This window comes from Sphingomonas sp. F9_3S_D5_B_2 (assembly GCF_054263715.1).
Genome location: NZ_JBSZFB010000001.1, coordinates 382,696 through 395,969 on the forward strand (window position 1 = coordinate 382,696; position 13,274 = coordinate 395,969).

The 13,274-nt window shown below is 66.3% G+C and carries 13 protein-coding genes and 1 pseudogene; 6 read left to right on the forward strand and 8 right to left on the reverse strand.

Going from position 1 to position 13,274, the window contains the following annotated elements:
• The first annotated feature begins 80 nt into the window (after positions 1 to 80).
• The 4 genes from ACUXST_RS01860 (at position 81) to ACUXST_RS01875 (ending at position 2,974) form a co-directional block, all read left to right on the forward strand.
• The gene (locus ACUXST_RS01860) at positions 81 to 317 is read left to right on the forward strand and encodes an acyl carrier protein (RefSeq protein WP_458388252.1); all 237 of its coding nucleotides are present in this window, start codon (positions 81 to 83) and stop codon (positions 315 to 317) included.
• A 103-nt stretch (positions 318 to 420) separates the two neighbouring features.
• A complete protein-coding gene (gene fabF, locus ACUXST_RS01865) occupies positions 421 to 1,680 on the forward strand; it encodes a beta-ketoacyl-ACP synthase II (RefSeq protein ID WP_458388253.1) in 1,260 nt (419 codons plus the stop codon).
• Between the two features lie 59 nt (positions 1,681 to 1,739).
• A complete protein-coding gene (gene mltG / locus ACUXST_RS01870; protein WP_458388990.1) occupies positions 1,740 to 2,642 on the forward strand; it encodes an endolytic transglycosylase MltG in 903 nt (300 codons plus the stop codon).
• A complete protein-coding gene (locus tag ACUXST_RS01875) occupies positions 2,639 to 2,974 on the forward strand; it encodes a hypothetical protein (RefSeq protein ID WP_458389025.1) in 336 nt (111 codons plus the stop codon). The genes mltG and ACUXST_RS01875 overlap by 4 nt, the downstream gene beginning before the upstream one ends.
• Before the next feature lie 19 nt (positions 2,975 to 2,993).
• Here ACUXST_RS01875 and ACUXST_RS01880 read toward each other — a convergent pair.
• The 5 genes and pseudogenes from ACUXST_RS01880 to rimO all read right to left on the reverse strand — a co-directional run.
• Positions 2,994 to 3,350, reverse strand: a pseudogene (locus ACUXST_RS01880) (glycoside hydrolase); the annotation flags it as partial.
• Complete coding sequence (locus ACUXST_RS01885) at positions 3,277 to 3,657, reverse strand: MarR family transcriptional regulator (RefSeq protein WP_458388254.1); 381 nt, start codon at positions 3,655 to 3,657, stop codon at positions 3,277 to 3,279. The gene ACUXST_RS01885 and the pseudogene ACUXST_RS01880, both read right to left, overlap by 74 nt.
• Positions 3,658 to 3,764: 107 nt before the next feature.
• Positions 3,765 to 5,156: a leucyl aminopeptidase family protein gene (locus tag ACUXST_RS01890; RefSeq protein ID WP_458388255.1), complete on the reverse strand. Its 1,392-nt coding sequence runs from the start codon at positions 5,154 to 5,156 to the stop codon at positions 3,765 to 3,767.
• On the reverse strand, positions 5,153 to 6,544 hold the full coding sequence (locus ACUXST_RS01895) for a serine hydrolase domain-containing protein (protein WP_458388256.1): 1,392 nt from the start codon (positions 6,542 to 6,544) through the stop codon (positions 5,153 to 5,155). The genes ACUXST_RS01890 and ACUXST_RS01895 overlap by 4 nt, the downstream gene beginning before the upstream one ends.
• Positions 6,545 to 6,651: 107 nt before the next feature.
• Complete coding sequence (gene rimO / locus ACUXST_RS01900; RefSeq protein ID WP_458388257.1) at positions 6,652 to 7,998, reverse strand: 30S ribosomal protein S12 methylthiotransferase RimO; 1,347 nt, start codon at positions 7,996 to 7,998, stop codon at positions 6,652 to 6,654.
• A gap of 136 nt (positions 7,999 to 8,134) precedes the next feature.
• Between rimO and ACUXST_RS01905 the strand changes: the two genes are divergently transcribed.
• Positions 8,135 to 9,454: a UDP-glucose dehydrogenase family protein gene (locus tag ACUXST_RS01905; RefSeq protein ID WP_458388258.1), complete on the forward strand. Its 1,320-nt coding sequence runs from the start codon at positions 8,135 to 8,137 to the stop codon at positions 9,452 to 9,454.
• A gap of 99 nt (positions 9,455 to 9,553) precedes the next feature.
• Positions 9,554 to 10,879 carry a sugar transferase gene (locus tag ACUXST_RS01910; protein WP_458388259.1) on the forward strand — a complete coding sequence of 442 codons (1,326 nt, stop codon included), beginning with the start codon at positions 9,554 to 9,556 and terminating at the stop codon, positions 10,877 to 10,879.
• Positions 10,880 to 10,894: 15 nt separating this feature from the next.
• On the opposite strand, the gene ACUXST_RS01915 is transcribed toward ACUXST_RS01910, so the two are convergent.
• The 3 genes from ACUXST_RS01915 to ACUXST_RS01925 all read right to left on the reverse strand — a co-directional run bounded on the left by ACUXST_RS01915 (position 10,895) and on the right by ACUXST_RS01925 (position 13,215).
• Entirely contained in the window at positions 10,895 to 12,232 is a 1,338-nt protein-coding gene (locus ACUXST_RS01915; protein WP_458388260.1) for a L,D-transpeptidase scaffold domain-containing protein, read from the reverse strand.
• Between the two features lie 99 nt (positions 12,233 to 12,331).
• The gene (locus ACUXST_RS01920) at positions 12,332 to 13,000 is read right to left on the reverse strand and encodes an HAD family hydrolase (RefSeq protein WP_458388261.1); all 669 of its coding nucleotides are present in this window, start codon (positions 12,998 to 13,000) and stop codon (positions 12,332 to 12,334) included.
• Positions 13,001 to 13,077: 77 nt separating this feature from the next.
• Entirely contained in the window at positions 13,078 to 13,215 is a 138-nt protein-coding gene (locus ACUXST_RS01925) for a hypothetical protein (protein WP_458388262.1), read from the reverse strand.
• Positions 13,216 to 13,274 lie beyond the last annotated feature (59 nt).

The window sequence follows — 13,274 nt, forward strand, 5'->3', positions numbered from 1 at the left end:
CGGCACGGCTCCGAGCGCCACTTGCAGCGTTCGGAGTGCATCGCTAGGGCAACGCAAAAGCTAAACGGAGGAAGCGTCAGATGAGCGAGACTGCCGACAGGGTTAAGAAGATTGTTGTCGAGCACCTCGGAGTCGAGCCGGAGAAGGTGACGGAAGACGCCAGCTTCATCGACGATCTGGGCGCCGACAGCCTCGACATCGTCGAGCTCGTGATGGCCTTCGAGGAAGAGTTCGGGGTCGAGATCCCGGACGACGCCGCGGAGAAGATCACGACAGTGCGCGACGCCATCGAGTATATCGACCAGAACAAGGGGTAATCGGGGCCCGACACCTGCCGAAGGCAGTGCCGAAAAAGCGCGAACGGCTTCCCGAACCCATTCGGGAGGCCGTTTGTTTTGGAGCACCGACGGAGAGGAAACTATGCGCCGTGTAGTCGTCACAGGTCTCGGTCTGGTCACGCCACTTGGCGGCGACGTCGAGACGAGCTGGAAGAACATCCTGGCGAGCAAGAGCGGCGCCGGGCCGATCACCCACTTCGACGCGAGCGACCAGAAGTGCCGCATCGCCTGCGAAGTGAAGCCGGCCGATCACGAGTACGGTTTCGATCCGAACAAGCGCGTCGATTACAAGATCCAGCGCCAGGTCGACCCGTTCATCGTGTTCGGCATCGATGCGGCCGGCCAGGCAATCGAGGATGCTGGCCTCACGGACATGAGCGATGAGACGCGGCTTCGCGCCGGCGTGTCGATCGGCTCGGGTATCGGTGGCCTGCCGGGCATCGAGAGCGAGAGCCTCGTCCTGCATGAGAAGGGACCGGGGCGGGTCAGCCCGCACTTCGTCCACGGGCGTCTGATCAACCTCATCTCGGGCCAGGTCTCGATCAAGTACGGCCTGATGGGACCGAACCACGCGGTGGTGACCGCCTGTTCGACCGGCGCCCACTCGATCGGCGACGCGGCGCGGATGATCCGCGACGACGATGCCGACATCATGCTCGCGGGCGGCGCCGAGGCGACCATCTGCCCGATCGGCATCGCCGGCTTCGCCCAGGCCCGGGCGCTCAGCACCCAGTTCAACGACCAGCCGGAAAAAGCGAGCCGCCCCTACGACCAGGCTCGTGACGGCTTCGTCATGGGCGAGGGCTCGGGCGTCGTGGTTCTCGAGGAATATGAGCACGCCAAGGCGCGCGGCGCGAAAATCTACGCCGAAGTGGTCGGCTATGGCCTGTCAGGCGACGCCTATCACGTGACCGCTCCGCACCCCGAAGGGTCGGGCGGGTTCCGGGCGATGGAGATGGCGCTGCGCAAGTCGGGGCTGCAGCCGTCGGACATCGACTACATTAACGCGCACGGCACTTCGACGCCGATGGGTGACGAGCTTGAGCTGGGAGCGGTGCGCCGGCTGTTCGGCGACGCGATCGCGACAGTGTCGATGAGCTCGACCAAATCGGCCATCGGGCACCTCCTGGGTGGCGCAGGCGCAGTCGAGAGCATCTTCTGCATCCTTGCCATGCGCGACCAGATCGTCCCGCCGACGCTCAACCTCGACAATCCGAGCGAGGGGACGGCAGGCGTCGACCTGGTGCCGCACAAGGCCAAGGAGCGGCCGGTCCGCGCGGTGCTGAACAACAGCTTCGGCTTTGGCGGGACCAACGCCAGCCTCGTCATGAAGGCCGTGTGAGGGCGCGGCTGCTTGCCGGCGCGGCGGCGGTCGTCGTCGCAGGGCTGATCGCGATTTACATGCTGTGGTGGACGGCCGGGCCGAAGCCGGGTCCGCATACGGTCGTCGTCCAGCAGGGATCGACCATCGCCAGCGTTGCCCGACAGCTCGAGAAAGCGGGAGCAATCCCCGGAAGCGCCCGCACCTTCCGCGTGATGGCACGGGTGTTCGGATCACAGGACCCGATCCAGGCCGGCGAGTTTGAGATCCCCAAGGGCATGAGCGGCGCGTCGGTTCTCGACCTGCTGCAGCACGGCAAGCCGGTGCAGCGGCTGATCACGGTGACCGAGGGCATGCCATCCGTCATCGTGCAGGAGCGGCTCGCGGCCAGTCCATACCTCACTGGTCCGGTGCCGGACGTCGCCGAAGGGTCGGTGCTGCCCGACAGTTACGGCTATGAACGCGGGCAGGCACGGGCGGCGCTCGTCAAGCGCATGCAGGCGGCGATGACGAAGACGGTCAGCCAGTTGTGGCCGAAGCGCAGCACGGACTGCCCGGTGGCAACGCCGGAGCAGGCGGTCATCCTGGCTTCGATCGTCGAGAAGGAGACCGCCAAGCCTGCCGAGCGTCCGACCATCGCCGGCGTCTATTGCAACCGGCTGCGCATCGGCATGAAGCTGGATGCCGATCCGACGGTCATCTACCCGATTACCAAGGGCAAGCCGCTTGGACGGCGCATCCTCAAGTCCGAGCTCGAGGCGCCGAACCCCTACAATACCTACAAGGTGGCGGGACTCCCGCCGGGGCCGATCGCCAACCCGGGCGAAGAGAGCATTGCGGCAGTGCTCCATCCCGCCGCAACCAAGGCGCTTTACTTCGTTGCCGATGGCACTGGCGGTCACGCCTTCGCCGAGACGCTGCAGCAGCAGCAGGCAAACGTCGCCAAATGGTATGCACTTCGCAAGGCAAGGGGGCAGATGTGAGCGATCGGGGTGTAGGACGCGCACGCCTGTTCGTCGGCACGTTCCTGTTGACGGCGGCGATCATCACCTGGGCAACCGGCGTGTTGATGAGCCCGCATGGCGAGACGACGAGCCACAGCGGCGTCGAGCACGTGCGCACCGTCATCGTCGTGTACCTCCGCAACACCGCGATCGGAACGCTGGTGCTTACCGCGCTGTCCGGCTGGCTGCTTTTCCCCGCGCGGCGGCCGAAGAAGCCGGTCCGCGATTGGCTGCTGATCGGGGTGCTCGCGGTGCTTGCAGCGACGAGCCTGTACCAGCTGTACTGGCTGCAGACCTCGGTCCATAACTGACGGGTGAAAGCGCGTCCGAGCGGACGTAGCCGACCCGGTGGTCGCTCGCGGCATAGCCCCACGCCCAGCCGAGGCTGTCCTCGAGCAATTCGAACTTCTCGCCGGCCTGAAGCTCACGGAACTGCTCGGCCTCGTCTGCGGGTGCGGCCCTCAGCGCAGCCGCGGATGATGCGGTGCGGGCCACCGGCTCAGCATAGTGCGATGCCAGGACTTCACCGGCGAGCGCGATGTCGGCGAGGTCCTTGCGATAGGCGTTGTAGGTAGGATCCGGCCGCCTAGACGGGCCGGAGAGCGCGAACTCGTCAGCTCTGGTGGGCGTAGGCGGGGGCCTGTCCGATGATTGGTCGGTGGGCTGCGGCGTTGCCGTCGGCCTCACGGAGGTTGCGCTTGAACTCTTCAAGAAAGGCTGCCCCGCTGCTGGTGCGGACCACGAACACGTTGCGGCGGTCGTCCTGGTCCCGTTCGCGGCGCAGATAGCCGAGCGCGCCGAGCGTATTCAAGGCGCGCGTCACGACCGGCTTGGAAACACCGAGGACCCGGGCGAGGCCGCGGACCGTGTGCGGGCCGGGCGTAAGATAGACGAGCATCAGCAGAGCCATCTGCCGATTGGTGAGATCCGGCTCCCCGGACCGGACATAGGCGATCAGCGCCTTCATCCAGTTAGTAAGGGAAACCTCGCCCATAGCTGCTCCGTCTCCTCGTGCCGCGTAAGCGCCCAATAAACCGGTAAGGACGCGAAATGTTGCAGAGGAGTGACGCGAAAAGCCTTGCCCGTGCTGAATTAAATCGTTCAGCTGGAGGGGAACTTCTTGCGCAGTGCGGCAAAGACTGCCCGCAATCCGAGCGCTTCGCCGCCTTTCGGACGGCCCGGTTTCGCTGCATCGCGCCACGCATAGGTGTCGAAATGTGCCCAGCCGAGGTCAGCGGGAATGAACCGCTGCAGGAAGAGGGCGGCGACGATGCAGCCGGCCATCGGCGAGTTCGCCGAATTGGCAAAATCGGCAAGGTCGCTCTTCAGCATTTCGTCGTAGGGCGCCCACAGCGGCATCCGCCACACCGGATCCTCGGCATCCTTCGCAGCCGCGGTGAGCGCGCCGGCGAGATCGTCGTCGTTGGCGAACATCGCGGGCATGTCCGGACCAAGCGCTGTGCGGGCAGCGCCGGTCAGCGTCGCAAAATCGACGATCAGATCGGGCTGGTCCTCGGCAGCGCGGGTGAGCGCATCGGCGAGGATCAGGCGGCCTTCGGCATCGGTGTTGTCGATCTCGACAAACAGGCCCTTGCGCGACCTGAGCACGTCCCCGGGGCGGTAGGCTGCGCCGGAGACGGCGTTCTCGACAGCCGGGATGAGCAGGTGCAGGCGCACCGGCAGCCGCTCCGAGATGATCAGGCGGGCGAGGGCCAGGGCATGCGCGGCGCCGCCCATGTCCTTCTTCATCAGTCGCATGCCGGAGCCGGGCTTCAGATTGAGGCCGCCACTGTCGAAGCAAACGCCTTTGCCGACGATGGCGAGCCGCGGATGTTCGGGCTTGCCCCATTCGAGTTCGATGAGGCGGGGCGCGCGGTCCGCAGTTGCTGCGCGGCCGACCGCAGCGATCAGCGGATAGCCGCTCGTCAATTCGTCGCCTGACGTTACTCGCACCTGTGCGCCGAGCGCAGTGGCCTGCTCGCGAACCGCCTGTTCCAGCTCGGCGGGGCCGAGATCGCCAGCCGGCGTGTTCACGAGGTCACGCACCAAAGCCGTGGCCTCGGCGAGGCGGACGGTCTCCTCAATACGGGCAGCGTCGCCGCTCAGGAGCACACGCGCGCCGCGTTCGGGTTCGTCGCTGGCAGACCGGAAGGTGTCGAGACGGTGCTCGGCAAGGAGCCAGCCGAGGCCGGCTTTGCCGGGCTCCCCGGACAACAGCCGATAGGTGCCTTCGGGAAGCTCCTGGGCAAGCGCTGCCAGGCACCAGGGCGACAAGGCGGCGCTGTCCTTCACCGCGGCCACGACCTCGAACTCGGCGCCACGCGGAAGCAGGACCGAGCCGCTCTTACCTTCGAACCGATGCGCCTGGATCAACGCCCGGTCCTCCGCCGGTCGACCCTTCAGCCAGTCGGCGAAGCTGTCCTTGTCGACGACATGGATGGGACTTGCAGCCTGGCCCCGGTCAGCAGCGATCAATGCGGCGAAATCGGTCATTCGCCGGGCGTCACCAGGAACTGCTCGATGCGCCCGTTCGCGCCGGGCTCATAGAAGGTCGACAGGCTCAGCGTCCGGTTGGGGTAGGTGATCTTGTAGCCCTGGATCACATAGCCGCCGCGAAGCACCGGATTGCCGTCGGCTTCGAAGCCCGTAGGCTCGCCGAGCGGCGCCAGGCTGGAGCGGAAGTCGGCGATCACCTGTGGCGTGAAATAGTAGCTGGCGTTCGCGGTGAGCTGCGATCGGTCGACACGGCCGGCGCGGAGCTGGTCGTAGACGGCGCGGGCCCGCGCAGCCTGGGCAGCGACTGCGGCATCCTGCGCGGGCTGCGGCAGGATGACCTTGGCGATCTCGCGTCCGATGCGGCTGAAGGCGTTTCCGGACCAGCTGTTTGTCAGGACCACGACGGCTGCGCGTTCCTTCGGATACACCGCGTTGGCGGACAGGAAGCCGACCGCCTCCCCCGTGTGGGTGATCGCCCTTCGGCCATTGTTGTCACGCACGAAGACGCCGAGCCCGTAGCCCGTGTCCTTGCCGTTGTTCAGCTTGACCGTGGTCTCCTGCGCCGCCCAATCGTCGGCGGGGATGACCGCGCGATTGATGCGGGCGATGTCCCACTTCGCCAGGTCCTCGGCGGACATCGAGAGCTCGCCGGCGGCATAGAGCCAACCGCGGCCGGGCACGGTTACGGGCCGGATCGGCCCGAGCGCGTTGCGGCCGTAGCCGTGGGGGAAGGCCGGTCCGTCCGCCTCGTCCTGGTCCATCGCCGTCGTCATCCCTAGCGGCGTGAAGATGCGGCGCTTGAGGAAGGCCATGAGCGGCTCGCCGCTAACCTTTTCGACGATCATCCCGGCAACGACGTAGCCGGTGTTCGAATATTGCCACTGATCCCCGGGAGCGAAGTCGAGCGGCTTCTTCGCCCAACGGTCGAGGATCGCCTGCGGCGTGGTCGGATGGGCCATGGCGGCGAAGCTGTAGTCCTGCGGCCAGAAGTCCTGCAGGCCGGACGTGTGCGACAGCAACTGGCGGAGGGTGATCTTGTCCCCGTCGGTGATGCCCGGCAGGAATTTCGAGACGTGGTCATCGAGGCTGAGCTTGCCGTCGTCCTCGAGCAGAAGCAGCGCCATGGCCGTGAACTGCTTCGAGTTCGACGCGATCTGATATGGCAGCTCGGGCCGTGCCGTAAGAGTCTCGGACGCCTTCCCGTAGGCCTTCGTGTAAACGATCTTGCCGTCGCGGACGATGGCGATGGAAGCGGACGGCACGCCATCGGCGGCGATGTCCCGCGTCACGATCTGGTCGACCTGGGTCTTCTCGGCCGCGGTGAGCGGCTGGGCGATGGCGGGCAGTGCGACGAAGGCGGCGAGCGCGGCGGTGAGTTTCAGCATGGCGGCACCCTAGCGCGGGCGACGTACGAGGCAACGGTGGGCTTGGGTGACGGGGCTAATATCGGGGCCTCGGCTTGCGGGGCCGCCTGGCGCCCGTTCCGGTCTGGTCAAACGGTGAGCTTTTCGAGCGGGACTCCGTAGAGGTCGTGCTCGTCGCTGTCCTCGACGTGGACTGACACGACGTCCCCCTGCTCCAGCCCGCCGGAGTCGCGCAGGTGGACCTCGCCATCGATCTCCGGCGCGTCAGCCTTGGAGCGGCCGGTGGCGCCGCCCTCGTCGTCGACAGCGTCGATGAGGACCTCGATCGTGGTGCCGACCTTTCGCGCGAGCTTCTCGGCGGAGATGCGGGCGGACAGCGCCATGACGCGCTCGTACCGCTCCTGCTTGAGGTCGTCCGGGACCTGATTGTCCATGGTGGTCGCCGGAGCGCCTGCCACTGGCTCGAACTTGAAAGCGCCGACGCGGTCGAGCTGCGCTTCCTCCAGCCAGGCGAGCAGGTAGGCGACGTCGTCGTCCGTTTCGCCGGGAAAGCCGAGCACAAACGACGAGCGGATCGCCAGGTCCGGCACCTGCTCGCGCCAGGCGCGGATTCGCTGCAACACCTTCGCATCGTTCGCCGGGCGGCGCATCGCGCGGAGGACACTCGGGCTCGCGTGCTGGAATGGGATGTCGAGGTAGGGGAGGACCAGCCCCTCCGCCATCAGCGGCATGATGTTGTCGACGTGGGGGTAGGGGTAGACGTAGTGCAGGCGCACCCAGGCACCTAGCTTGCCGAGCTCGCGAGCAAGGTCGGTCATGTGAGCGCGGACCTCGCCACCCTTCCACGGCCAGGCCTTGTGGCGGACGTCGACGCCATAGGCAGACGTGTCCTGGCTGATGACCAGCAGCTCGCGGGTGCCTGCGGCAATCAGCTTCTCGGCTTCGCGAAGCACCGCGTCAGGGCGGCGGCTGGCGAGGTCGCCGCGCAGTTGCGGGATGATGCAGAAGGCGCAGCGGTGATTGCAGCCTTCGGAAATCTTCAGATAGCTGTAGTGGCGCGGCGTCAGCTTCAGGCCTGCTTCGGGAATCAGATCGACGAACGGCGAGGGTATCGGCGGCGCTGCCTCGTGGACGGCAGCGACCACATCTTCGTACTGGTGCGCGCCGGTGATCGCGAGGACGTCGGGGAAGCGCTCGCGGATGACCTCCGCTTCCTTACCGAAGCATCCGGTGACGACGACGCGTCCGTTCTCCGCAATCGCCTCGCCGATCGCTTCGAGGCTCTCTTCCTTGGCGCTGTCGAGGAAGCCGCAGGTGTTGACCAGCACCACGTCGGCGCCAGCGTAATCGGGCGACATGTCGTAGCCGTCGGAGCGCAGCTTGGTCATGATCCGCTCGCTGTCGACCAGATTCTTGGGACAGCCGAGCGAAACCAGGCCCACTCGTGGGGGCTTAGGGAGAGTCGTGACGTTCATCGGAAGGGCCGGGCCAATATAGGGAATATGCGGCAAAAACTAGGCTGTGCCGAAAGTGAACGCGTGAGCGCGCCAGCTTGCATCGCCCCGAGCGCCAGCTAAGACCCCGCGCAACTTCTCGGGAGTGAGTATCCGCATGCGTATCGCGATGATTGGCACTGGTTATGTCGGGCTTGTTTCCGGCGCCTGCTTTGCCGACTTCGGCCACCAGGTCTGCTGCATCGACAAGGATGCGGCGAAGATCGACGGCCTCAACGAGGGCCGCATGCCGATCTGGGAGCCTGGGCTCGAGGCGCTGGTCAAGGCCAATGCGGATCGCGGCCGGCTGACGTTCACGACCGATCTTGCCGAGGGCGTCCAAGGTGCCGAGGCCGTGTTCATTGCGGTCGGCACTCCGGCGCGGCGCGGCGACGGCCACGCCGACCTGACCTACGTTTTCAATGCGATCCGTGAGCTGGCCAAGGTCATCAAGCCGGGCACGGTCGTCGTTACCAAGTCGACAGTGCCGGTCGGCACCGGCGACAAGATCGTCGAGATCCTGGCCGAGGAGGGCGCCACCGGCGTCTCGGTCGCGTCGAACCCCGAGTTCCTGCGCGAAGGTGCCGCGATTCGCGATTTCAAAATCCCGGACCGCATTGTCGTCGGCGCGGACGACGAGCAGGCCCGCGATGTCCTCCGCGAGATCTACCGGCCGCTGTTCCTCAATCAGGCGCCGATCCTGTTCACCGGCAGGCGCACGGCCGAGCTGACGAAATATGCGGCCAATGCGTTCCTGGCCGTCAAGATCAGCTTCATCAACGAGATCGCCAACCTCTGCGAAGCCGTCGACGCGGATGTCCAGGACGTCGCGCGCGGCATCGGCCTCGACAACCGCATTGGGCCCAAGTTCCTCCACGCCGGCCCCGGCTATGGCGGCAGCTGCTTCCCGAAGGACACGCTGGCGCTGCTGCAGACGGCGAGCGATGCGGGCGTCGAGCAGAAGATCGTCAGCATGGTCGTCGCCGTCAACGACGAGCGCAAGGCGGCGATGGCGGAGCGGGTCAGCGACGCGCTGGGTGGCGACCTGTCCGGCAAGCGCGTCGGCGTGCTCGGCCTCGCGTTCAAGCCCAACACGGACGACATGCGCGAAGCACCGTCGCTGGCGCTGATCGCCGGGCTTCTGGAGCGTGGCGCCGAAGTCGTGGCTTACGACCCTGTCTCGCAGCACCAGGCCGAGCAGATGCTGAGCGGCATCGAATATGCGCGCGACGCCCAGTCTGTGGCGGAAGGCGCGGACGCGCTGGTCATCGTCACCGAGTGGGACGAGTTCCGAGCCCTCGACCTCGACACGCTCGCCGCCAAGATGCGCGGCAAGGCGCTTGTGGACCTCAGGAACGTCTACGATCCCGAAGAGGCTCGCCGCGCCGGTCTCGCCTATTCGGGCATCGGCCGCGGGCGGGTCACGACGGCGGCCTAACAGCCGTTCGGCGGACAGCCGTAACGCTCCATCGGGAATTCATCCGTTTCGGCACCATTTTGCCTCCGGAACGGCAGAAACAGCGTATAGTGTGGCGACATGAACGATCTGCCGCGCAAGCTCGGGCCGGCAAACAAGGCGTCCAGATCCTCACCCCGGGGACTGTCCGCCCCGCGCCCGCGCTCATTCATTCACCGCAAACGCTTTCAGTTCGCTGGCGCGCTGGTGCTTGGCGCGTTGCTGCCGTGGAGCCTGCGCGGACCGTTCCTTCCGGGCGAGATGTTCGAGCCGGCGAGCATCAACACGCTGATCGCCAACATGATCGCTGTCGGCATCGCCTTGTGGATGCGGCTATCAATCGAGACCTATCCGGGCATCCGCCGCGCCTATGTGATCCTGCCGTCGGCCTGCAGCGGACACGGGGCGATGCTGGTCTGGTTCGTGCTGACTCGCTTGCCGTACGACCGCGTCGCGCTGGCGATCGGGATCCTGCTCCACATCGCCTGGCTTTATGCGGTCTATGTCTATGCCGAGCGCAACGTCCGCCGGCGCTTCGCGATCGTGCCGTTCGGGGCGGTCGGGCCGCTCAAGTCGATCCCCGGGGTCGACTGGTTCACGCTCACACGGCCCAGGCTGCACGATGCGCGCGGATGCCACGCGATCGTCGCCGATTTTTCCGCCGACCTCCCGGACGAGTGGGAGGCGTTCCTGGCCGACGCCGCGCTGGCGAGCCGGATCGTCTATCAGGTCAAGCAGCTTGGCGAATCGCTCACCGGCCGGGTCGAGCTCGAGCACCTGTCGGAGAATAGCTTCGGTTCGCTGCTTCCCGCCCGTGGCTACTTCCATCTCAAGGGATTGATCGACTTCCTGTTCGCGGTTGCGGTGCTGCCAATCGTCCTGCCGGTGGCGATCGTTGTAGCCGCCGCGATCCGCCTCGACAGTGCCGGCCCGGTCCTGTTCCGCCAGACCAGGGTCGGCCACGCCGGCAAGCGCATTACGGTCTACAAGTTCCGCACCATGCGCACCGTCGACGTGGAGGACGAACGGGCGGCGGCGATGACGGCCGACGACGACGACCGGATCACGCCTGTCGGCAAGGTGCTGCGGACACTGCGGATTGACGAGCTGCCGCAGATCATCAACATCCTGAAGTGGCAGATGAGCTGGATCGGTCCGCGGCCGGAAGCCGAGGTGCTCTCCATCTGGTATACCAGCGAGCTGCCGTTCTATCGCTATCGCCACGTGGTGAAGCCCGGCATTTCGGGCTGGGCGCAGGTCAACCAGGGCCATGTCGCCGAAGTCGCGGAAGTGCACCGCAAGCTTCAGTACGACTTCTACTATATCAAATATTTCTCGCCCTGGCTCGACGTGCTGATCCTGTTCCGGACCATCAAGACGGTCCTGACCGGGTTCGGATCGCGCTAGTCGGCGTGGTCCGGCCTAAAGGCTGGCCATCCGCATCGAGCGCATCTGGGCGTCGTCCTTGCCATAGAAGTCGTCGAAATAGACGATGGAGGTCCCGCTCGGCACGGCGGTCAGATAGGTGATGTAGAGCGGCACAGGCGCCGGAAGAGTGACCTTCTGCTCGGGCCTTGCACCCTTCGGGTTGGGGGCACGGCCGTTGAACAGCCAGCGCTCCAGCCGCCGCGCGTCTTCGAGGCGGACGCAGCCGTTGCTCTGCAGCCGGGCCGCTTCCTCGATCTTTTCCTTTTCGGGCGTGTCGTGCAGCCAGATGCCCTGGACGTTGGGGAACATGAACTTCATGCGGCCCATCGAGTTCGCAGGGCCCGGCTTCTGGCGCAGGTTGACCTGCACGCGGCCGGCGACGACGCCCTTCCAGTCGACCGACATCGGATTGAGCACGCGGGCACCCGGACCGAACTGGTCGACGACCTCGTAACCCTGCTGGTTGAGATAGGCACGGCCGCGCAGCAGGACCTTGGGGGCGAGCTTGCGCGCGGTGATGTCAGGCGGCGAGTTCCAGTAAGGGTTCAGCGCCACATACCGTACGAAGGCGTTCATCATCGGTGTTTCGGAAATCTGGCCCGGCCGGCCTGCCACGACGCGCATCGAGTCCACAACGCGGCCATTCTCATACATGTAGAGGCGCGCCGCGGGCGGGTTCACGATGACGTAGCGGCCCCGACCGGACGGCAGCGCCCGCGCGCGTTCGAGATTGAGGACGAGCTTCCGATACTCGCGGCTGTTGCTGTAAATGCGGCTCGCAAGCGCCTGCCGGAGGGAGGCGTAGATCGGGTTCATGAATTGCATTTGCCCGACGTGTTCGGCGAGCGACGGCGCCGACGCGGCCTGCTGCAGGATCGCCTGCGCGGATGGCGGCGCCGGGCGCAGTTCCGGGTCGACGTAGATGATCCCGACATTCGGATCGCGCTTGAGGTCGCGGACGTAGGCAACGAAAGCCTGGCTGAGCATCATGTCGGCGCGGCGCACCGCTTCCGGGTTGCCGCTGGCGGCGGCCCGAAGGGCGCCGACCACGGCGCCGGCCCGGTAGCGCTTGGGGTCGCGGTTGTCGGCACGAGCGGTCGAAAGCAGCTGGACCAGTTGCTGGGCCGCGGCGCCGGACCGGGGCGAGAACCACAACGGCTGGCCGCCGCGTCCGCGGTAGAAGTCGGCAACGTCTGCCCCGGCATCGCCCAGGCGCTGCGCGGAGGCCGGGGTGGGAATGGTCAAGGCGATTGGCGAAGCGAGCGCCAAGCCGAGTGCGGCGAACCCGCCGGCGCGCAGCATGGTCGAGCGCGAAAGACGCGTCTTCATCATTGGCTTACCTCATCTCCAGTGAGCCGAACGAACGGCCGCATCAGCAGTTACCTAGTCCCGAACGCCTTGCGTTCAAGGAAGTTACGCGCCCGCATCAGCTCAGTCGCGGGGACGGGGGGCAAGCTCGTCCAGATGCGCGAGCATGTCGGCTGGATCGTCGTAGACCCGCAGTGCTCCGGCGCGCTCAAGCTCGTGGGTGCCGTAGCCGCCGGACAAAAGCCCGATTCCCAGCGCTCCGCAGCGTGCCGCGGCGAGCATGTCCCAGATGCTGTCGCCGATCACGTATGAGCCCCTGATCTCCGTACCAAGGCGGCGCGCCGCCTCGACGAACAGGTCGGGGTCGGGCTTGGCGTAGCGGACCTGGTCGCGGGTGACGACGGTTGCCGTCTCCGGATCGAGGCCGAGGGCGCGAAGGTTCGGCTCGGCGGTCTTCATCCGCCCGCTGGTCGCAATGGCCCAGGGCAGGTCCGCTTGCGTGAGCGCGTGGAGGAGCTGGACGGAGCCCGGGAGCGGCGTCACCTCTTGTTTGAGGGAGAGATAAATTTCGGCATGGCGGTCGCGAAGGCGCTCGATTGTGGTCTCGTCCACTTCGCGGCCGATCTCGCGCAGCAGCTGGTGGGTGAAGAGGCCGCCGCTCATCCCGATCTTGCGGTGGATGCGCCAGATCGAGAGCTCGATTCCGGCGTCCCGCAGCGCGAGATGCCAGGCGCGGACGTGCTGATAGACGCTGTCGACGAGCGTGCCGTCGAGGTCGAAGAGAAATGCCACGGAGTTGGTCATTGCGAAGGAATAGGGGACGAGCGGTTCAGTTCCCGGGCCTGCGAAGCGAGCCGCTCCGGACGCAATTAGTCTACCGGCGGCATCGGCCGTCGGTCCAGCACCTTGCTGAATCCGTGCTCCGCCAGATACTCTTCGATCTGGCGTTCGATGCGAGAGATGCGCTGCTTTCGCTGCTTCGGGGTTTCCGGTGCTTTGTCCGCCACGCTGCAGATTAGGGCCGCAACCCGCCGCCTGCATTAAAGGAGGTGGGTGCCGCCAGACC

What these genes read in the sequence shown, in the direction of transcription:
- ACUXST_RS01895 (WP_458388256.1), bottom strand. Translation starts at nt 6,544, where the DNA reads ATGCTGAAACTCACCGCCGCGCTCGCCGCCTTCGTCGCACTGCCCGCC.
- ACUXST_RS01890 (WP_458388255.1), bottom strand. Translation starts at nt 5,156, where the DNA reads ATGACCGATTTCGCCGCATTGATCGCTGCTGACCGGGGCCAGGCTGCA.
- ACUXST_RS01885 (WP_458388254.1), bottom strand. Translation starts at nt 3,657, where the DNA reads ATGGGCGAGGTTTCCCTTACTAACTGGATGAAGGCGCTGATCGCCTAT.
- rimO (WP_458388257.1), bottom strand. Translation starts at nt 7,998, where the DNA reads ATGAACGTCACGACTCTCCCTAAGCCCCCACGAGTGGGCCTGGTTTCG.
- mltG (WP_458388990.1), top strand. Translation starts at nt 1,740, where the DNA reads ATGCTGTGGTGGACGGCCGGGCCGAAGCCGGGTCCGCATACGGTCGTC.
- ACUXST_RS01915 (WP_458388260.1), bottom strand. Translation starts at nt 12,232, where the DNA reads ATGATGAAGACGCGTCTTTCGCGCTCGACCATGCTGCGCGCCGGCGGG.
- ACUXST_RS01905 (WP_458388258.1), top strand. Translation starts at nt 8,135, where the DNA reads ATGCGTATCGCGATGATTGGCACTGGTTATGTCGGGCTTGTTTCCGGC.
- ACUXST_RS01910 (WP_458388259.1), top strand. Translation starts at nt 9,554, where the DNA reads ATGAACGATCTGCCGCGCAAGCTCGGGCCGGCAAACAAGGCGTCCAGA.
- ACUXST_RS01860 (WP_458388252.1), top strand. Translation starts at nt 81, where the DNA reads ATGAGCGAGACTGCCGACAGGGTTAAGAAGATTGTTGTCGAGCACCTC.
- fabF (WP_458388253.1), top strand. Translation starts at nt 421, where the DNA reads ATGCGCCGTGTAGTCGTCACAGGTCTCGGTCTGGTCACGCCACTTGGC.